Source organism: Pseudomonas sp. LPH60, assembly GCF_030718165.1.
In the GTDB taxonomy this organism is placed as follows: domain Bacteria; phylum Pseudomonadota; class Gammaproteobacteria; order Pseudomonadales; family Pseudomonadaceae; genus Aquipseudomonas; species Aquipseudomonas danubii.
The window spans coordinates 38,142-54,995 of record NZ_JAVAJH010000007.1; the positions used below are offsets into that span (position 1 = coordinate 38,142).

Genomic DNA, 16,854 nt, shown 5'->3' on the forward strand with positions numbered 1-16,854 from the left:
GTGAAACTTGTGTCAGGGCCATGATGGCGATTCAGTTTCAATTAAGTTGCCTTGGGTATCGTCGGCGCCATCGGCCTTTGGCCACTGACCTTGGAGACCTGCCATGAAAACCCTGACCGCGCTGTTCAGCGCCAGCCTGATTGCTCTGACCACCAGCCTGGCCGCCAGCCTGGCCCATGCCCGCGACTTGGGCCCGGACGAAGCCCTGCGGCTGCGCGACGCTGGTACCATTGTGTCCTTTGAAAAACTCAATGCCACGGCCCTGTCCCGGCATTCTGGGGCGAGCATCAGTGAAACCGAGCTGGAAGAGGAGTACGGCAAGTACATCTACCAGGTTGAACTGCGCGACCCGCAAGGGCTGGAGTGGGACCTGGAGCTGGACGCCGTGACCGGCCAGGTACTCAAGGATCATCAGGACACTTAATGAACTCGACAATGCGCGCCGGCAGCCGGGTGGCCCTGGCGCTGTTGCTATTCTGCTCCCTGGCCGTGGCCCGCGATCTGGACCAGGACGAGGCCCTGCGCCTGCGCCAGCGGGGGGTGATCCTGCCCCTGGAGCAACTCCTGCAGCAAGCCATGGACCGCTATCCTGGCGCCAAGTTGCTGGAAGCCGAACTGGAAGAAAAACATGATGTGTACATTTATGAGGTTGAGCTGTTGACCCTGGACGGCGTGGTCCGTGAGCTGGACCTGGATGCCGCCACTGGGCGCCTGTTGAAAGATGAGGAAGACGACTGATGCGCCTGCTTGTGGTGGAAGATCACGTATCCCTGGCCGATGAACTGCTGGAGGGCTTGAAACTCCAGGGCTACGCGGTGGACTGGCTGGCCGACGGCCGCGATGCCCTGTACCAGGGTGCCAGTGAGCCCTATGACCTGATCATTCTCGACCTTGGCCTGCCCGGGGTCCCGGGGCTTGAGGTGCTGCGTCAATGGCGCGCCGGTGGTCTGGCGACCCCGGTGCTGATTCTCACCGCCCGCGGCTCCTGGGCCGAGCGCATTGAGGGCCTGAAGGCTGGCGCCGACGATTACCTGAGCAAGCCTTTTCACCCCGAGGAGTTGCACTTGCGGGTGCAGGCGCTGTTGCGTCGCTCCCACGGCCAGGCCAATCAGCAGACCTTGCAGGCCGCCGGGCTGCACCTGGATGAAGGCCGCCAATGCGTGGTCCGTGATGGCCAGGACGTGTTGCTGACCGCCGCGGAATTTCGTCTGTTGCGCTACTTCATGCTGCACCCGCAGCAGATCCTGTCCAAAAGCCATCTGGCCGAGCACCTGTACGACGGTGAAACCGAACGCGATTCCAATGTCCTTGAAGTCCACGTCAATCACCTGCGGCGCAAGTTGGGGCGCAGCGTGATCGAAACCCGCCGCGGCCAGGGCTACCTGTTCGGCGGGAGTGATTCGTGAGGTCGATCCAGCGGCGCCTGAGTCTGGGCCTGATCACGGTGATGCTGGTGGTCGGTCTGGTATTGGCGCAGACCAGCCTCTGGCTGTTTGAGGTGGGCCTGCAGCGTTACCTGGAGGCGGGACTTCAGGAAGACAGCGAAAGCCTGCTGCTGGCGTTGGTCCGGGGCCCGCAAGGTTTGCAACTGGACGAGCGTCGCCTGTCGCCTGCCTATCAACGGCCCTTTTCCGGGCATTACTTCCGTATCGATTTCGCTGATGTGCATTGGCGTTCTCGTTCCCTGTGGGATCAGGAGCTGCCGCAGCTGGAGCGCGCCGGCCTGCAAAGCGACCTGCAATTGGGGCCGGAAGGTCAGCAGCTACTGGTGCTGCGCAGCGACTACAAGCGCCTCGGGCAATCGATTTCCATCAGCGTGGCCCAGGATTACACCCCGGTGCGCGAGAGCTTCCAGCGCATGCGTCAGGTCGGTCTTGGCCTGGGGCTGGCCGGGTTGCTGCTGATTCTGCTGCTGCAGCGGATTACCGTGCGCCGGGCCTTGCGTCCCCTGGAGACCGCACGGGAGCAGATCGCCCAGTTGCAGCAGGGCCAGCGCTCGCAGTTGGACGCCCAGGTGCCGGTTGAACTGGAACCGCTGGTGGCGCAGATCAACCATTTGCTGGCCCACACCGAAGACAGCCTGAACCGCTCGCGCAACGCCCTGGGCAACCTTGGCCACGCCTTGAAAACCCCTCTGGCGGTACTCCTGAGTCTGGCTTCGGGGCCCAAGCTCGAGGGTCACCCCGAGGTGCGCAGGGTGCTGCTGGAGCAATTGCAGCAAGTACAGCAACGCCTCAATCGCGAACTCAACCGCGCGCGGCTGGCGGGGGATGCACTGCCTGGGGTGCTGTTCGAATGCGATGCCGAACTGCCGGGCTTGCTGGCGACCTTGAACATGATCCATGGCGAGCACCTGGACTTGAGTTACCAGGCGCCACCGGGGCTGCGCTTGCCCTGGGACCGGGAAGACCTGCTGGAGCTGTTGGGCAATCTGCTGGACAACGCCTGCAAATGGGCCGATGCCCAGGTGCGCCTGAGCGTCGAGGAGCGGCCGCAGGGCTTTTGCCTGCGGGTGGAGGACGACGGCCCGGGCATTCCCGAAGCGCGGCGTAACGAGGTGTTCAGCCGCGGCGCACGGCTGGATGAACAAACCGATGGCCACGGACTGGGCCTGGGCATCGTGCGCGACATAGTCGACGCCTGCGGCGGCCGCCTGAACCTGGGGGACAGCGAGTGGGGCGGCTTGCGGGTGGAGGTCGAGCTGCCCAAGCGCTGAACTTGCCTGGCGCTCGACCGCCGAACCCTGGCGGCCTCTGGATCTTGGCGGCTCTGCGTGCCGTTCGCAGCCTGCGGCAGCGGCTACAGCATCCGGTTTGGTGCCGGTGTAGCCGCTGCCGAGCCATGGCGAGGCTGCGACAAGGCCCGAAGGGCCTTTGGACAGGGTCAGACGCGGAACTGGTCCATCAGGCTCTGTTGCTGGTTGGCCAGGCTGTTGAGGGACTGGCTGACCCGCGCCGATTCATTGGCCTGTTCCGACAGCGACTCGGTGACATCGCGAATGGTCGCCACGTTGCTGTTGATCTCTTCGGCCACCGCGCTCTGCTGTTCGGCGGCGCTGGCGATCTGCAGGTTCATGTCGCTGATCACCGTCACCGCATCGCCGATCTGGCGCAGGGCGGTGACCGCCTGACCGACTTGTTCGACGCTGCCCTGGGCCTGGCGATGGCTGTTGTTCATGGACCCCACCACATCCCGGGTGCCGGTTTGCAGTTGCTCGATCACTTGGCGGGTTTCTTCCACCGATTCCTGGGTGCGCTGGGCCAGGTTGCGCACCTCGTCGGCGACCACCGCAAAACCGCGCCCGGCCTCTCCGGCGCGGGCCGCTTCGATGGCAGCGTTGAGGGCCAGCAGGTTGGTCTGCTCGGCAATCGAGCGGATCACTTCCAGTACCGTGCCGATCTGTTCGCTGTTGGCGGCCAGGCCTTCGACCTGGGTCATGGCGGCGCTCATGTCGGCGGCCAGTTGGTCGATGCTGCGGGTGGTGCGGTCGATCACGGTCAGGCCCTGTTGCGTGGCCTGGTCGGCATCCCGCGCCGCCTGGGCCGCCTGGGCCGCGCTGCGGGCCACGTCCTGGGCGGTGGCGCTCATCTCGTGGGAGGCGGTGGCCACCTGATCCACCTGGCGATATTGCTGTTCCATGCCGGCGCTGGTCTGGGTGGCGATGGCCGATGACTGGTCGGCAGTGCCGCGGGCGTCCTGCACCGAGCGTTTCACTTCGGCAATGATCGGCTGCAGCTTGTCGAGGAAACGGTTGAACCAGCCGGCCAGTTGCCCCAGCTCGTCCTTGTTGTTGTACGCCAGGCGCCGGGTCAGGTCGCCTTCACCGCTGGCAATGTCTTCGAGCATGTGCGCCACGCCGAGAATCGGCCGGGTCACGCTGCGCGCCATCAGCCACACCAGCAGCAGGCCCACCACGGCAGCCAGCAGGCCCAGGCCCAGCTCCATCAGGGTGCCGCTGTTGTTGCTGGCGTCCAGTTCGCTTTTCAAGGCTTCGGCCGGACCCACCAGGACCTTTTCCGGCACATCCAGCAGCACGCCCCAGGGCTTGCCGCCAGGGATCGGGGTGAAGGGGGCGAGGACCTTGAGTTTCTGCTGGCTGTGCAGGCTGTGGGTCTGGGTGCTATCGGCCAGTTGGCGGATCAGTTCGGCGCCGTTGACGCTGTCGACACTGTCCAGGCGCTGGCTGAGCTTGCTGGCATCCGCGCTATAGCCGGCCAGCAGGCCTGCGGGGCTGAGGATACTGACGCTGGTCTGGCCCGCGTAGAGCTTCTGGCTGGCATCGCGGCTGATGGCCTGCAGGCTGTTGAGGTTGATGTCCACCGACAGCGAGGCGATGACTTTGCCGTTGACCAGCAGTGGGAAGACGATACTGGTCATCAGCACCTTCTGGCCGTCGATGTCATAGAAGTAGGGCTCGATCACGCAGGGCTTGAGGGTGCTGCGCGGGCAGGTGAACCAGGCATTGGCCGGTTGGCCGCTGGGTCCGCTGCGGGTGTCGCTCATGTCGCTTTCCGGCAACGCCATGGAGGTCAGCTGGCCCGGGGTGGGTTGGGACCAGTACAGGGCGAAGCGGCCTTTTTCGTTGCTGCCCAATTCGCTCTGGCCGCTGAACAACTCGTCCTTGCCATCCAGGGCGTTGGCTTCGAACACCAGAGACAGGCCCAGCAGCTCGGGGTTGGCCTGCAGCGCCGACTTGACCTGGCGGGTCAGGTCTTCACGCAGGTCGAAGGCGTCGAGGAAACGTTTCTCGGCCTGTTCCCGCAGGAACAGCACCTGGCGGGAAAAGCCGTGGCCGTATTGATAGGCGTCCATGAACTGTTGGCGAATGCCCAGTGCCTGGACTTCACCCTGGGCTTCGATCCGCGCCTGGGCTGCTTCGTTGAGCATCTCCATGCTCGACGCTTTCACCAGCTCGGAGCTGTGCTCCATGCGATACAGCGAAAGCCCCACCAACAGCGACACGATGCCCAACAGGCAGAGTCCGGCCAGCAGGGTGATCTTCCATTGGATGGAAAGTTGTCTGAGCGACATGGAGGCGTCCTTTATTCGATAAATATCTGAGACTTTGCACTGTAACGGCCGACGAACGGCGTTCTTTAAACGCTTGTTCGAAATAAGCCGTGAGGCTCTGGGGCTGCGGTGCAGCCCGTCGGGAACGCGCGCCCTCGCCACGGCTACGGGGGGGGCTTGGGTGCTTCGCGCGCAAGCTTGCTCCTGCGGGCGGCGGGGTGCGGGTTTTGACAAGCTGGTTGCGCTGCTGCAAAGTGCGCGCCCTCTAATAAGAACCTCTTTCATCTCGATGTCGGCAGCCCGCTGCCTTCCGGTCGGTCACAGGCTTTTGCGCCTTTTTTAGCGGCGCAGTAATGAGGTAACGATGATTAACGCAGTAATTGCCGCGGTTGGCGTGATGCTGGTGCTCAGCCTGTCCCGCGTGCATGTAGTGATCGCCCTGATCATTGGTGCCCTGGTGGGCGGCTTGACGGGTGGCCTGGGGATCGAGGCTACCCTCAAGGCGTTCAACAGTGGTTTGGGTGGCGGTGCCACCGTGGCCCTGTCCTACGCCTTGCTCGGCGCCTTCGCCGTGGCCATCGCCAAGTCCGGCCTGGCCCATGCCCTGGCGGACAAGATCCTGATATTGGTGGATCGCCAGGACGCCCACGGCGGCGGCCAGGTCAAATGGCTGCTGATCGGCCTGTTGTGGGTGGTGGCGATTGCTTCGCAGAACATTCTGCCGATCCACATTGCCTTCATCCCACTGCTGGTGCCGCCGCTGCTCTATGTACTGACCAAGTTGCAACTGGACCGGCGGTTGATCGCCTGCGTCATCACCTTCGGCCTGATCACCCCCTACATGTTCTTGCCGGTGGGCTTCGGCAACATCTTCCTCAATGAGATCCTCCTGGCCAACGTGGCCCGCAGCGGGGTGGATATCAGCCATATCAATGTCACCCACGCCATGGGCATTCCCGCCCTGGGCATGCTCTGCGGCCTGCTGCTTGCGTTCTTCAGCTACCGCAAGAAGCGCGTGTACAACCTGGATCGGATCGAGAAAGTCGAGCAGGTGGCGGTGCAGTACAACCCGCGGACCCTGCTGGTGGCGGGGGCGGCGATCGTCGCTGCGTTCGTGATCCAGTTGCTGCTGGACTCGATGATTATCGGGGCTTTGTGCGGCTTCCTGATGTTCTCGGTGTCGGGCATCGTGCGCTGGCGCGAGACTGACGAGCTGTTCACCGAAGGCATGAAGATGATGGCCATGATCGGCTTCATCATGATCGCCGCCTCCGGGTTCGCCGAAGTGATGAAGGCCACCGGCGAGGTCAATTCCCTGGTGCAAGCCTCGGCGGCGTGGATCGGCCACAGCAAGGGCGTGGGGGCCTTGCTGATGTTGCTGGTGGGGCTGTTGGTGACCATGGGCATCGGTTCGTCGTTTTCCACGGTGCCGATCCTGGCCGCGATCTTCGTGCCCTTGTGCGTGCAGCTGGGTTTCAGCCCGTTGGCGATCGTTTGCATCGTGGGCACCGCCGGGGCGCTGGGTGACGCGGGCTCGCCGGCCTCGGATTCGACCCTGGGCCCGACCTCGGGGCTGAACATCGACGGTCAGCACCATCATATCTGGGACACCGTGGTCCCGACCTTCCTGCATTACAACCTGCCGCTGCTGGCCTTTGGCTGGGTCGCGGCCATGGTCCTCTGATTCCATCCCTCTCTATGCCGGAGCCGGCTTGCCGGTGAAGGCGTCCTTCAAGGCGCTGCAGGGTCTGCCGGCCCTCTAACCGGCAGGCCCGCTCCTGTGAGGTCGGGCTCAACTTTTGTTTTGGTGTGCCGTTAACGGCTTATCACACCAATAAAAAACCAAGAGTGAGCCCACTATGCGCTTGAGCCTGAAGGCCAAAGTCCTGTCCCTGGCGGTACTCCCGGTACTGCTGTTCGCGCTGGTGATCAGCCTGAGCACGGTGTTCATGTTGCGCCAGCAGGCCCAGAAAGAGGTTGAGGAAACCCGTAGTCGTCTGCTGGGCGAGGCCAAGACCACGCTGCAGAGCTATGTCGAAGTCGCCCTGAACACGATCAAGCCCCTGTATGACGCGGCGGCGCCCGGGGATCAGGCGGCCCGGGCCGAGGTGGTCAAGCTGCTGTCCAACATCACTTACGGCAAGGACGGCTACTTCTTCGGCTACGACTCCGAAACCGTCCGCCTGTTCAAGGGCAACAGCCCGGACGGCGTGGGCAAGAGTTTCAAGGACAATCGCGACCCCAACGGCGTTTATGTCAACCGCGAGCTGGTGCGCGTGGGCAAGGACGGCAGCCATTACGTGCAATACAGCTCGACCCAGCCGGGCAGCGACGTGCTGGTGCCCAAGCTGGGTTACACCGAGTACCTGCCCAAGTGGGACATGGTGCTGGGCACCTCGGTCAATCTCGACGGCATCGACGCCCAGGTGGCGGCGGTCCAGGACAGCGTCAACCAACGCATGGAAGGCATGGTCCTGAGCATCCTCGGGATCGCCGCGGTGGTGCTGCTGGTGATTGCGGCCCTGGGCCTGCTGGTGGCCAACACCATGCTGCGGCCGCTGAACCTGATGAAGGCCAACTTGGATGACATCGCCGCCGGCGAAGGCGACCTGACCCGGCGTCTGGCGATCACCAGCCAGGACGAACTGGGAGAACTGGCCGGTTCGTTCAACCGTTTTGTCGACAAGATCCACGGTCTGGTGCGCCAGATCACCGAGATGACCGGGCAGCTCACCGAGCTGGTGACCCAGGTTTCGGATCAGGCCCAGCGTTCGGAACAGGCCATGGAGCGTCAGCGTCACGAGACCGATCAGGTGGCCACGGCGATCAATGAAATGTCTTCGGCTGCCCAGGAAGTGGCGCGCAGTGCCCAGGGGGCGGCGGTGGCGGCGCAACAGACCGATGAGGAAGGCCAGGCGGCCAAGCGCGTGGTGGATGGCAGCATTCAGCAGATCCATGCCCTGGTCAGCGATATTCGCAACAGCGGCACTTCCCTGGACAGCTTGCAGCAGGACGTGACGTCGATCGTCAGCGTGTTGGATGTGATCCGCTCCATCGCCGAGCAGACCAACCTGCTGGCACTGAACGCGGCCATTGAGGCGGCCCGGGCCGGGGAGGCCGGGCGCGGTTTCGCGGTGGTCGCCGATGAAGTGCGGGCCCTGGCCAGCCGTACCCAGCAAAGCACCCAGGAAATCCAGGGCATGATCGATCGCCTGCAGCAGGGCACCCGGGTGGCGGTGGACGCCATGCGCCGCTCCAGCGACGCCGGCGATGGCACCTCGGTGAAAGCCAACGAGGCCGGTGCCTCGCTGGACACCATGGCCCAGCTGATTGGCACCATCAATTCGATGAACGCGCAGATTGCCAGTGCCGCCGAAGAGCAGACCGCAGTGGCCGAGGAGATCAACCGCAGCGTGCATCAGATTGCCGTGGCGGTGGACAGCGTGGCCGATGAAACCCAGCGCGGGGCCCAGACGTCACGCAGCCTGGCGGACCTGGGGCAGCGCCTGGGTCGGTTGGTGGGGCAGTTCCGGATCTGATGTTGTGCTCAGCCAGCCGCCCGGGGCGGCTGGCAAGAGCGCTGCGCTTCAGGCGCTGATGTCGCGCATCAACAGACCAAAGCGCAGGTCCACCTGATCGGGGATCGGCAGGTACACGGTGTGGCCATCCCCCGGGGCGACTTCGATGGCTTGGCCCTTGGCGTTCTGCAGTTCGTGCAGATCGAAATGGAAGTTGCCCTTGGGGGTCATCAGTTCCATGTGATCGCCCAGGGCGAAACGGTTCTTCACCTTCACTTCTGCCAGACGGTCACGGCGTTCGCCGGTGAGTTCGCCGACGAACTGCTGGCGTTCCGACACCGAGCTGCCGTTCTGGTAGTTCTGGTACTCGTCATGTACATGGCGCCGCAGGAAGCCTTCGGTGTAGCCGCGCTGGGCCAGGGATTCCAGATCGTTCATCAGGCTGCGGTCGAACTCGCGCCCGGCCGCCGCGTCGTCGATGGCCCGGCGGTACACCTGGGTGGTGCGCGCGCAGTAGAAGTGGGATTTGGTCCGGCCCTCGATCTTCAGCGAGTGCACGCCCATGCGGGTCAGGCGCTCCACGTGCTGCACCGCCCGCAGGTCCTTGGCATTCATGATGTAGGTGCCGTGCTCGTCCTCGAAGGCCGGCATCAGCTCGTCCGGGCGATTGGCTTCCTGGAGCAGGAACACCTGGTCGGTGGGTGCCCCCAGGCCAAGGGTCGGCTCCGGCTGGAAGGTCTGGACGATGTCCCCGAGGTTGTTCTCGGTGGCTGCTTCGGCCTTGTATTTCCAGCGGCAGGCGTTGGTACAGGTACCCTGGTTGGCGTCGCGCTTGTTCATGTAGCCCGAGAGCAGGCAGCGTCCGGAATAGGCCATGCACAGGGCGCCGTGGACGAAGACTTCCAGCTCCATGGCCGGCACTTTCTGGCGGATTTCCTCGATTTCTTCCAGGGACAGTTCCCGGGACAGGATGATCCGGGTCAGCCCTTGCAGTTGCCAGAATTCGACGCTGGCCCAGTTCACCGTGTTGGCCTGCACCGAGAGGTGGATCGGCATGGCCGGGAAGTGCCGGCGCACCAGCATGATCAGCCCCGGGTCGGACATGATCAGCGCATCCGGGGCCATCTCGATGACAGGCTCCAGGTCCTTGAGAAAGGTCTTGAGCTTGGCGTTGTGCGGGGCGATGTTGACCACCACGTAGAAACGCTTGCCCTGGGCCTGGGCCTCGCGGATACCGAGGGCCAGGTTGGCGTGGTCGAATTCGTTGTTGCGCACCCGCAGGCTGTAGCGCGGTTGGCCGGCGTACACCGCATCGGCGCCGTAGGCGAAGGCGTAGCGCATGTTTTTCAGGGTGCCGGCGGGGGCCAGGAGTTCGGGCTTGGCGAGGAGCGTCATGGGGCTGTCGGTCGCAAAAGGTCGCGAGGGTAAGCCAGTGCTGGCGGGCATTCATTGATCTGGATCTATGTCTGATGCAGAAAAAACGCACTCGGCATCACGGCTGCGGACTAACCTCAGGACGCCGTGATGGGGCGTTGACTGATCTGGATCGGACATGAATCAAAACAACCTGCAAAACAAAAGCCTGCTGCTGTTACTGGTCCTGGTGACGGTGGCGTTCATCTGGATTTTGCTGCCGTTCTACGGAGCACTGTTCTGGGCGGTGATCCTGGGCATCGTCTTTGCTCCCTTGCAGCGCCGTCTGCAATTGAAGTTCGGCTGGCCGCGCAATCTCACGGCCTTGTGCACCCTGCTGATCTGCCTGGTGATCGCCATCTTGCCGGTGATCATCACCAGTGTGTTGCTGGTCCAGGAAGGGGCCGAGCTGTACAAGAAGATCGAAAGCGGTCAGTTGGACATCGCCGGCTACCTGGCCCAGTTCAAGCACAGCCTGCCACCCTACTTTCAGCACCTGCTGGATCGCTTGGGCCTTGGCGAGCTCAAGGGCTTGCAGGAGAAGACGGTCAAGAGCGCGATGCAGGGCAGTCAGTACCTGGCGACCCAGGCGTTCAGCTTCGGTCAGGGCACCTTCGAGTTCGTGGTGAGCTTCTTCATCATGCTCTACCTGCTGTTCTTCTTTTTGCGTGATGGCGCCGAACTGGCGCGCAAGATCCGCACCGCCGTGCCCCTGGCCGAGTACCAGAAACTCCGGCTGCAACTGAAGTTCAATCGGGTGGTAAGGGCTACGGTCAAGGGCAATGTGCTGGTGGCGGTGACCCAGGGCGCCCTGGGTGGAATGATCTTCTGGTTCCTGGATATTCCCAGTGCCTTGTTGTGGGCGGTGCTGATGGCATTTCTGTCATTGCTGCCGGCGGTGGGGGCGGGGATTGTCTGGGGGCCGGTGGCGGCGTACTTCCTGATCAGCGGAGCGATCTGGCAAGGGGTAGTGCTGGGGGTGTTCGGGGTGTTCGTGATCGGCCTGGTGGACAACCTGCTGCGGCCCATCCTGGTGGGCAAGGACACCAAGATGCCGGACTACCTGATTCTGATCTCGACCCTGGGCGGGCTGGCGATCTTCGGCCTCAACGGGTTTGTCATCGGGCCCTTGATCGCCGCGCTGTTCATGTCCAGTTGGGCGCTGTTCGTCGAAACCCGGCCTCGAGTGCAGTTGCCTTAGCAGTGGACCCTGTGCAGATCGAGTTGCCTGGACAGGGCCTGGGCGGCGGGCAGGGAGGTCAGCGGGCCGCTGACGGCTTCGCCGTCGCGTACCAGGTACCAGCAGGCCAGCAAGCCCAGTTGCCTGAGCGACGCGGGGACGGCACTGCCGATAACGGACATGATCTGAACCTTGGGCATGACAACCTCCTCGATTGGCGAGGAGTTACCTTACAAAGCCTCAAGTGCTACGAAAAATCACCCAGTCTGATAGTGGACATTGATGCCGGTGCTAGCGGCTGCGGTCGTTCAGTCCACCACCTGATCGAGCATGTGCAGCACTTCCTGCTCATTGAGCAGGCCCTTGCGCACCAGATTCTGGGCCAGCAGCGAGAGAAACTTGGCGCAGCGATGGCCTTCCAGATGCTTGAGTTCGGTCAGGGCGTCGTACACCCGGCTGGAGGTGCAGAGGCCTTCGACGCGGTGGGGGTTTTGCGTGGGCATGGGGTCGTCCTTGTTGTTATGGGCCTGTGGCGAGCGGACTGGGTCGATCTTGCAGTCCTTGAATGACACAAACATGACAGTCCCGCGTTGCTCAGGGCCGTCGTGGGATCAGCGCACTATTCCCGGATTTGCAGGCAAATACTGTTCCAGTCGCGACATTGTTCGGGATTATTCAGACATCCGGGTGATGGCAAAATGCAACAGGCCCCGCTTCGAGGGCGGGGCCTGTGGCTGTTTCAGTGGACGGTTACCAGCGGCCGGGACGTGGGCCGTAGTAGTAATGAGGGTGGCCGTAGTAGCCCCGTGGCGGACCGTAGTACACCGGCGCCGGGCGGTAGTAGACCGGTTGTTGGACATAGACCGGTGCTGGCTGGTAGTAGACCGGCGGTGGTGGCGCGGCATACACCGGCTGGGGTTGCACATACACCGGCGCCTGCTGCACGTAGACCGGACGATCCTGGTTGGCGATCACCGAGCCCACAACGGCTGCACCGACAACTGCGCCCAGCGCTGCGGGGCCGGCCCAGCCACCACCGTGGGCCGATGCCTGGCCGGCGACAGCCAGTGCACCTATGAGCAGGGCAATCTTGGGGATTTTGGAAATCATGGTTGGTCCTCGGTTCAACCCCTGCGTTTATGGTCTGCACCAGACTCAAGAACTGACGCGGGGATACTGCTAAGACAGCGGTTTCTGGAAAATCTGCACAGCCGCTGAGTAAATATTGTGTAAGGTCTGTACCGGCCTCTTTACCGTCATCCCTGGGCGCTGCTGGGGCCTGCAAACCAGCGCCGATATGATCAGGCACAAGGGGCTTGGCTGACCAAGCCCGTCTATCCGAAAGTGCCCAGCGAGGAGATGAATATGCAAATGAACCCCAACAAAGACACCCAGTTGTGCATGTCGCTGTCCGGGCGTCCGGGGAACTTCGGCCTGCGTTTTCACAATCATCTGTATGAGCAGTTGGGGCTCAATTTCTACTACAAGGCCTTCAGCAGTCAGGACCTGCCTGGTGCGGTGCGGGGGATACGTGCGTTGGGGATTCGCGGCTGCGGCGTGTCCATGCCGTTCAAGGAGGACTGCATCGCCCTGGTGGATGAGCTGGATGCCTCGGCCAGGGCCATTGCTTCGATCAACACCATCGTCAATACCGACGGTCACCTGAAGGCCTACAACACCGATTACATTGCCGTGGCCCAGTTGCTGGCCGAGCACGACGTGCCACGGGAATCGACCTTCGCCCTGCGTGGCAGCGGCGGCATGGCCAAGGCGGTGGCCAGTGCCTTGCGTGATGGCGGTTATGCCCAGGGCGTGATCGTCGCGCGCAATGAAGTCACCGGGCGCGCCCTGGCCAGTGCCTTGGGATATGAGTGGCAGGCGGAGTTGGGCAGCCTGCGGCCGCAGATGCTGATCAACGTGACCCCGATCGGCATGAGCGGTGGCCCGCAAGCGCAGCAGCTGGCGTTCGAGGCCGAGGCGATTGCTGCGGCGGACCGGGTGTTCGATGTGGTGGCCGTGCCGTCGGAGACACCGTTGATCCTGCGGGCCAGGGCCGAAGGCAAGCAGGTCATCACCGGGCTGGAGGTGATTGCGATTCAGGCCCTGGAGCAGTTTGTGCTGTATACCGGCGTGCGCCCGAGCGAGGAGCAGTTCCGCCAGGCCGTGGCCTTCGCCCGGGCCCTGTAGCCGCTGACGCAGGCTGCGACAAGGTTTGGGCGTCTGCCAGGGCGTCGCCCCTTTTTTGGGGGGCGATCGCAGTTTTCGGCAGCGGCTACGGGAGTCAGCCTTCGAGTTGGGCCAGACGTTCTTCCAGGGCGGCAATCCGCGCTTCCAGTTCTTCGATGCGCTCCACTGAAACCGCGCCGCCGGCGCTGCGCTCCACCGGGTTGCCGCGGGCGGCGAGGATCGCTTCGATATCCGCCGGGTCGCCCAGGGCGTGGGTGTAGCGGTCCTCGCGCTGGCCGGCCTGACGCGGGATGTGCAGGGCCAGGCCCCGGGCGATCAGGCGTTCGAGCTGGTGCAGGACTTGCTCGCTGTCTTCGAAATCGTGCATGCGCCCGCTGCGGGTCAGCAGTTCGTTGACCGTCTGCGGACCGCGCAGAAACATCAGGCCGCACAGGATCAACTGCGCCGGCACCAGTTCCAGGGCCTTGTCCAGGCGCTGCTCCCAGCGGTCGGCGCGGCTGCCCATGACCAACCGAGTGAAGCCCCGTGCCTCAAGGGCGCGCAGGCTCTGGCCGACCTGGCCCTGGGTCAGGTTCATCACCGGTTCGCGGCTGGTTTTCTGATTGCAGGCGATCACCAGGGCATTGAGGGTCAGGGGATAGGTTTCCGGGCTGGTGGCCTGCTTTTCGATCAACGAACCCAGAACGCGGATGTCGGTACTGCTCAGGCGCAGTGCTTCGCTGGGGGTGTCGTGCTCGTTGCTCATAAGTGCTGGTCCCTTGGTCACTGATGGATGAGGTCGTGGAAAACCCGGTGCATGGCGCGCTAAGGCGGTCTTGAGTTTTCCGTGGCCGAGTCGGCCTTCTTCGAGGGGCTCTGTTTTACCTTCACAAGCCGGTTCTGGCCATCAGAACTTGGTGGGGCGGGGATCGGGTTGCGGCGTTCAAGCAAGGCAAGGCCGCCGCGCAGTCGGCGCGGCGGCAGGTTTCAGCTGGATTGCGCAGCTTGTGCCGGTTCGGCTGCGGCCCGCGGCGTGGACGGCGCTGGGGGACTGGCGGCGGGTTCCAGGCACCGCTGGGCAAACCGGGCGATGCTGCGCAGGGCGTTCCTGGCAGAGCGCAGATAGAAGGCCTGCAACTGGAAGACATGCCAGCGCCCGTCGTGAATTTCCAGCTGGCAGGGCACGCCGGACGCCCGTGCCCGTTCGGCCAGGCGGATGGAGTCGGACAGCAGCAGTTCCTGGTCGCCGACCTGGATCAGCATCGGCGGCAGGCCGCGCAGGTCCGCTTCCAGAGGGCGATGTGAAAGCGTCTGCGCAGGGACGGCGTAGGCCTTGAGGGCCTGTTCCAGCCAGTCGCGGCGGATCATCGGGTCGACGGCGGATCGGGATTGAAGGCTGTCAGCGCCCAGGTCGGGATCGGTAACCGGCGAGAGCAGTATCAGCCCGGCCGCGAACGGCTCGCCGCGTTGCTTCAAGGTCAGCGCCAGTGCCAGCGCCAGGGCGCCCCCGGCAGAGTCACCGGCAATCAGCAGCTGTTGCGCCGGGCAGCCCTGGGCACGGATGGCGTCATAACAGGCCAGGCAGTCGTCCAGCGCGGCCGGGTAGGGATGCTCCGGTGCCAGTCGGTAGTCGGGCGCCCAGACGCGGCAGCCAGTCTCCCTGGCCAGGCGGCTGGTGACGCTGTAGTGGGTGTCCGGGTTGCCCAGGCAGAAGGCGCCGCCGTGCAGGTAGAGGATGACCGCGTTCGAGGTCCGGGCCTTGGGCTCGACGCACTGCGCCGCCGACTGACCCAGGCTCGTGCGCTTGCGGATTACGCCCAGGCCACCGGGCATCAGCCAGGAGAGGGCGTTGACGAGCTTGCGCTGGCTCACCAGTTGCCGCGGCGGGCCGATCAGGGGCCTGAAACTGGCTCTCAGGAAAAGCCGCAAGAAAGCCGCGTTGCACCGTTCCAGCCAATCCCCGGGTGGGGCCACTCGCTGTCCATCGCTGGGCGAAAACGGCGCCTCCAGGGGGCTGGCAAATCGGTAGGCGGACAGTCCGCCATAGCGGGTCAGCCATCTGTAGCTCCAGGTGAAACCGGGCCAGTTGGTGCTGTTGTGCCCCTGTGCGTCGACATACCAGCTCTGGCAGCCGCTCCACACCGAGGTGGCCAGGCGGCGCTGGATGCGCCACTGAAAACGCTGGTAGGGCGACTCGTCCACCTCCAGAGTTTTCGCCGCGCTTTTGAGCAGCGCCCGGCGGGCCTTGATCACGTGGGATATCTGGCTTTCCAGCATGTGGATGATGGAGTTGTGGCCCAGGTTGGTGTTGGGGCCGTAGAGCATGAAGAAGTTGGGGAAGCCGGGCACGCTGAGCCCCAGGTAGGCTGCCGCGCCATGTTGCCAGGCCTGGTTCAGGTCGACCCCGCCGCGGCCGCTGATGCGCATCGGCGAAAGGAATTCGGTGGCGGCGAAGCCGGTGCCATAGATGATGGCGTCCACCGGGTGCTGCTGGCCGTCGAGGGTTGTGATGCCGTGCTCGGTAATGCGCTCGATGCCCTGGGTCAACAGCTCGACATGGGGGCTGGCGAAGGTTTTCAGGTAGTCGTTGGACAGCAGGATGCGTTTGCAGCCGATGGGATAGTCCGGGGTCATGCGCTGGCGCAGTTCGGGGTTGGGCACCGAGGCATTCAGCAGCTTGTGAAAAGGAATACCGACCACCCATTGGGTCAGGCTCTTGAGGCGGGTAAAGCCCAGGGCCCGGGATTCGAAATGCAGGTAGTAGGCGGCGCGCACCAGTTTGGCCCATAGCGGATGGCGGGCGAATCGCTGCTTTTCCTCCGGGCGGTAGGCGCGGTCGGCCTTGGGCATGATGTAGGCCGGGGAGCGCTGGAAGACCTTGAGCGCGGCCACCTGATCGGCGATCTGCGGAACGAACTGGATGGCCGAGGCGCCAGTGCCGATCACCGCCACCCGCTTGTTGGCCAGAGGGTAGTGATGGTCCCAGGCTGCGGAATGGAATACATGCCCCTGGAAACTGTCCAGGCCCGGCAGATTGGGCAGGGCGGGGCGGCTCAGTTGGCCAGTGGCGCTGATCAGCAGGCGGCTGAAGTGCTCCTGGCCATCGCGGCAGATGACCTGCCAGCAACTGCTGGCTTCATCGAACCGGGCGTGGCGCACTTCGCTGCCAAAGTGGATGTGGCGCAGCAGGTCGTAGCGCTGGGCGCAATGCTGCAGGTAACCGTGGATCTCTGCCTGGGGGGCGAACACCCGGGACCAGTTCGGGTTGGGCTCGAAGGAAAACGAGTACAGGTGCGAAGGCACGTCGCAGGCGGCGCCGGGGTAGGTGTTGTCGCGCCAGACGCCACCGACGTCCTGGCCTTTCTCAAGAAGGATGAACTGATCGACCCCGGCCTTGCGCAGGGCGATGGCCATGCCCAGGCCGCCGAAGCCGCTGCCGATGATCAGGGCCTCAAGGGGCGCGGTTGGGCTGGAGGGTGGGGTGCAGGCAGGTGCTGATTGGGGCATGACGACCTCGTTGTTATTGTTGTGCGGCACTGGGTTGATCCTCCCGAGGCCACGTCCTTG

At 63.9% G+C, this 16,854-nt stretch carries 15 protein-coding genes and 2 pseudogenes; 9 read left to right on the top strand and 8 right to left on the bottom strand.

All coding sequences use genetic code 11. The features are described from left to right. Positions 1-103: 103 nt before the first annotated feature. Genes Q8O96_RS23505 through Q8O96_RS23520 form a run of 4 tightly spaced genes read left to right on the top strand, consistent with a single transcriptional unit; the run spans position 104 to position 2,716 of the window. Positions 104-424 carry a PepSY domain-containing protein gene (locus Q8O96_RS23505; protein ID WP_305949513.1) on the top strand — a complete coding sequence of 107 codons (321 nt, stop codon included), beginning with the start codon at positions 104-106 and terminating at the stop codon, positions 422-424. Then, positions 424-738 carry a PepSY domain-containing protein gene (locus tag Q8O96_RS23510; RefSeq protein ID WP_102864629.1) on the top strand — a complete coding sequence of 105 codons (315 nt, stop codon included), beginning with the start codon at positions 424-426 and terminating at the stop codon, positions 736-738. Before Q8O96_RS23505 ends, Q8O96_RS23510 begins: the two co-directional genes overlap by 1 nt. Then, complete coding sequence (locus Q8O96_RS23515; RefSeq protein ID WP_102864630.1) at positions 738-1,406, top strand: response regulator transcription factor; 669 nt, start codon at positions 738-740, stop codon at positions 1,404-1,406. Before Q8O96_RS23510 ends, Q8O96_RS23515 begins: the two co-directional genes overlap by 1 nt. Beyond that, positions 1,403-2,716: a sensor histidine kinase gene (locus Q8O96_RS23520; RefSeq protein WP_102864631.1), complete on the top strand. Its 1,314-nt coding sequence runs from the start codon at positions 1,403-1,405 to the stop codon at positions 2,714-2,716. Before Q8O96_RS23515 ends, Q8O96_RS23520 begins: the two co-directional genes overlap by 4 nt. A 167-nt stretch (positions 2,717-2,883) precedes the next feature. Here the strand turns inward: Q8O96_RS23520 and Q8O96_RS31350 are convergent, their stop codons facing one another. Then, entirely contained in the window at positions 2,884-3,639 is a 756-nt protein-coding gene (locus Q8O96_RS31350; RefSeq protein ID WP_371826206.1) for a methyl-accepting chemotaxis protein, read from the bottom strand. Between the two features lie 102 nt (positions 3,640-3,741). Further along, positions 3,742-5,295 (bottom strand): annotated as a pseudogene (locus Q8O96_RS31355) (HAMP domain-containing protein); the annotation flags it as partial. Positions 5,296-5,377: 82 nt separating this feature from the next. On the opposite strand from Q8O96_RS31355, the gene Q8O96_RS23530 reads away from it, so the two are divergent. The 3 genes and pseudogenes from Q8O96_RS23530 to Q8O96_RS31365 all read left to right on the top strand — a co-directional run bounded on the left by Q8O96_RS23530 (position 5,378) and on the right by Q8O96_RS31365 (position 8,549). Then, positions 5,378-6,694: a Na+/H+ antiporter family protein gene (locus Q8O96_RS23530; RefSeq protein ID WP_162884150.1), complete on the top strand. Its 1,317-nt coding sequence runs from the start codon at positions 5,378-5,380 to the stop codon at positions 6,692-6,694. A gap of 265 nt (positions 6,695-6,959) precedes the next feature. Then, positions 6,960-7,691 (top strand): annotated as a pseudogene (locus Q8O96_RS31360) (cache domain-containing protein); the annotation flags it as partial. Positions 7,692-7,793: 102 nt separating this feature from the next. Beyond that, positions 7,794-8,549, top strand: coding sequence for a methyl-accepting chemotaxis protein (locus Q8O96_RS31365; protein ID WP_371826207.1), 756 nt, complete (start codon positions 7,794-7,796; stop codon positions 8,547-8,549). Positions 8,550-8,597: 48 nt separating this feature from the next. Here Q8O96_RS31365 and yegQ read toward each other — a convergent pair whose 3' ends face one another. After that, the gene (gene yegQ, locus Q8O96_RS23540; RefSeq protein ID WP_102864635.1) at positions 8,598-9,923 is read right to left on the bottom strand and encodes a tRNA 5-hydroxyuridine modification protein YegQ; all 1,326 of its coding nucleotides are present in this window, start codon (positions 9,921-9,923) and stop codon (positions 8,598-8,600) included. Between the two features lie 157 nt (positions 9,924-10,080). Between yegQ and Q8O96_RS23545 the strand changes: the two genes are divergently transcribed. Further along, complete coding sequence (locus Q8O96_RS23545) at positions 10,081-11,142, top strand: AI-2E family transporter (protein WP_305949514.1); 1,062 nt, start codon at positions 10,081-10,083, stop codon at positions 11,140-11,142. Here the strand turns inward: Q8O96_RS23545 and Q8O96_RS23550 are convergent. From Q8O96_RS23550 to Q8O96_RS23560, 3 genes are all read right to left on the bottom strand, one after another. Next, positions 11,139-11,321 carry a hypothetical protein gene (locus Q8O96_RS23550; RefSeq protein WP_102864637.1) on the bottom strand — a complete coding sequence of 61 codons (183 nt, stop codon included), beginning with the start codon at positions 11,319-11,321 and terminating at the stop codon, positions 11,139-11,141. The genes Q8O96_RS23545 and Q8O96_RS23550 overlap by 4 nt on opposite strands. A 108-nt stretch (positions 11,322-11,429) precedes the next feature. Continuing rightward, positions 11,430-11,624: a hypothetical protein gene (locus tag Q8O96_RS23555; protein ID WP_102864963.1), complete on the bottom strand. Its 195-nt coding sequence runs from the start codon at positions 11,622-11,624 to the stop codon at positions 11,430-11,432. Between the two features lie 247 nt (positions 11,625-11,871). Then, the gene (locus Q8O96_RS23560; RefSeq protein ID WP_102864638.1) at positions 11,872-12,231 is read right to left on the bottom strand and encodes a hypothetical protein; all 360 of its coding nucleotides are present in this window, start codon (positions 12,229-12,231) and stop codon (positions 11,872-11,874) included. Between the two features lie 255 nt (positions 12,232-12,486). Between Q8O96_RS23560 and Q8O96_RS23565 the strand changes: the two genes are divergently transcribed. Beyond that, positions 12,487-13,308, top strand: coding sequence for a shikimate 5-dehydrogenase (locus Q8O96_RS23565; RefSeq protein ID WP_250330039.1), 822 nt, complete (start codon positions 12,487-12,489; stop codon positions 13,306-13,308). A gap of 94 nt (positions 13,309-13,402) precedes the next feature. On the opposite strand, the gene Q8O96_RS23570 is transcribed toward Q8O96_RS23565, so the two are convergent. After that, the gene (locus tag Q8O96_RS23570; protein ID WP_102864640.1) at positions 13,403-14,053 is read right to left on the bottom strand and encodes a YceH family protein; all 651 of its coding nucleotides are present in this window, start codon (positions 14,051-14,053) and stop codon (positions 13,403-13,405) included. 221 nt (positions 14,054-14,274) lie between these two features. Further along, complete coding sequence (locus Q8O96_RS23575) at positions 14,275-16,794, bottom strand: alpha/beta hydrolase fold domain-containing protein (RefSeq protein WP_305949515.1); 2,520 nt, start codon at positions 16,792-16,794, stop codon at positions 14,275-14,277. Positions 16,795-16,854: the final 60 nt, after the last annotated feature.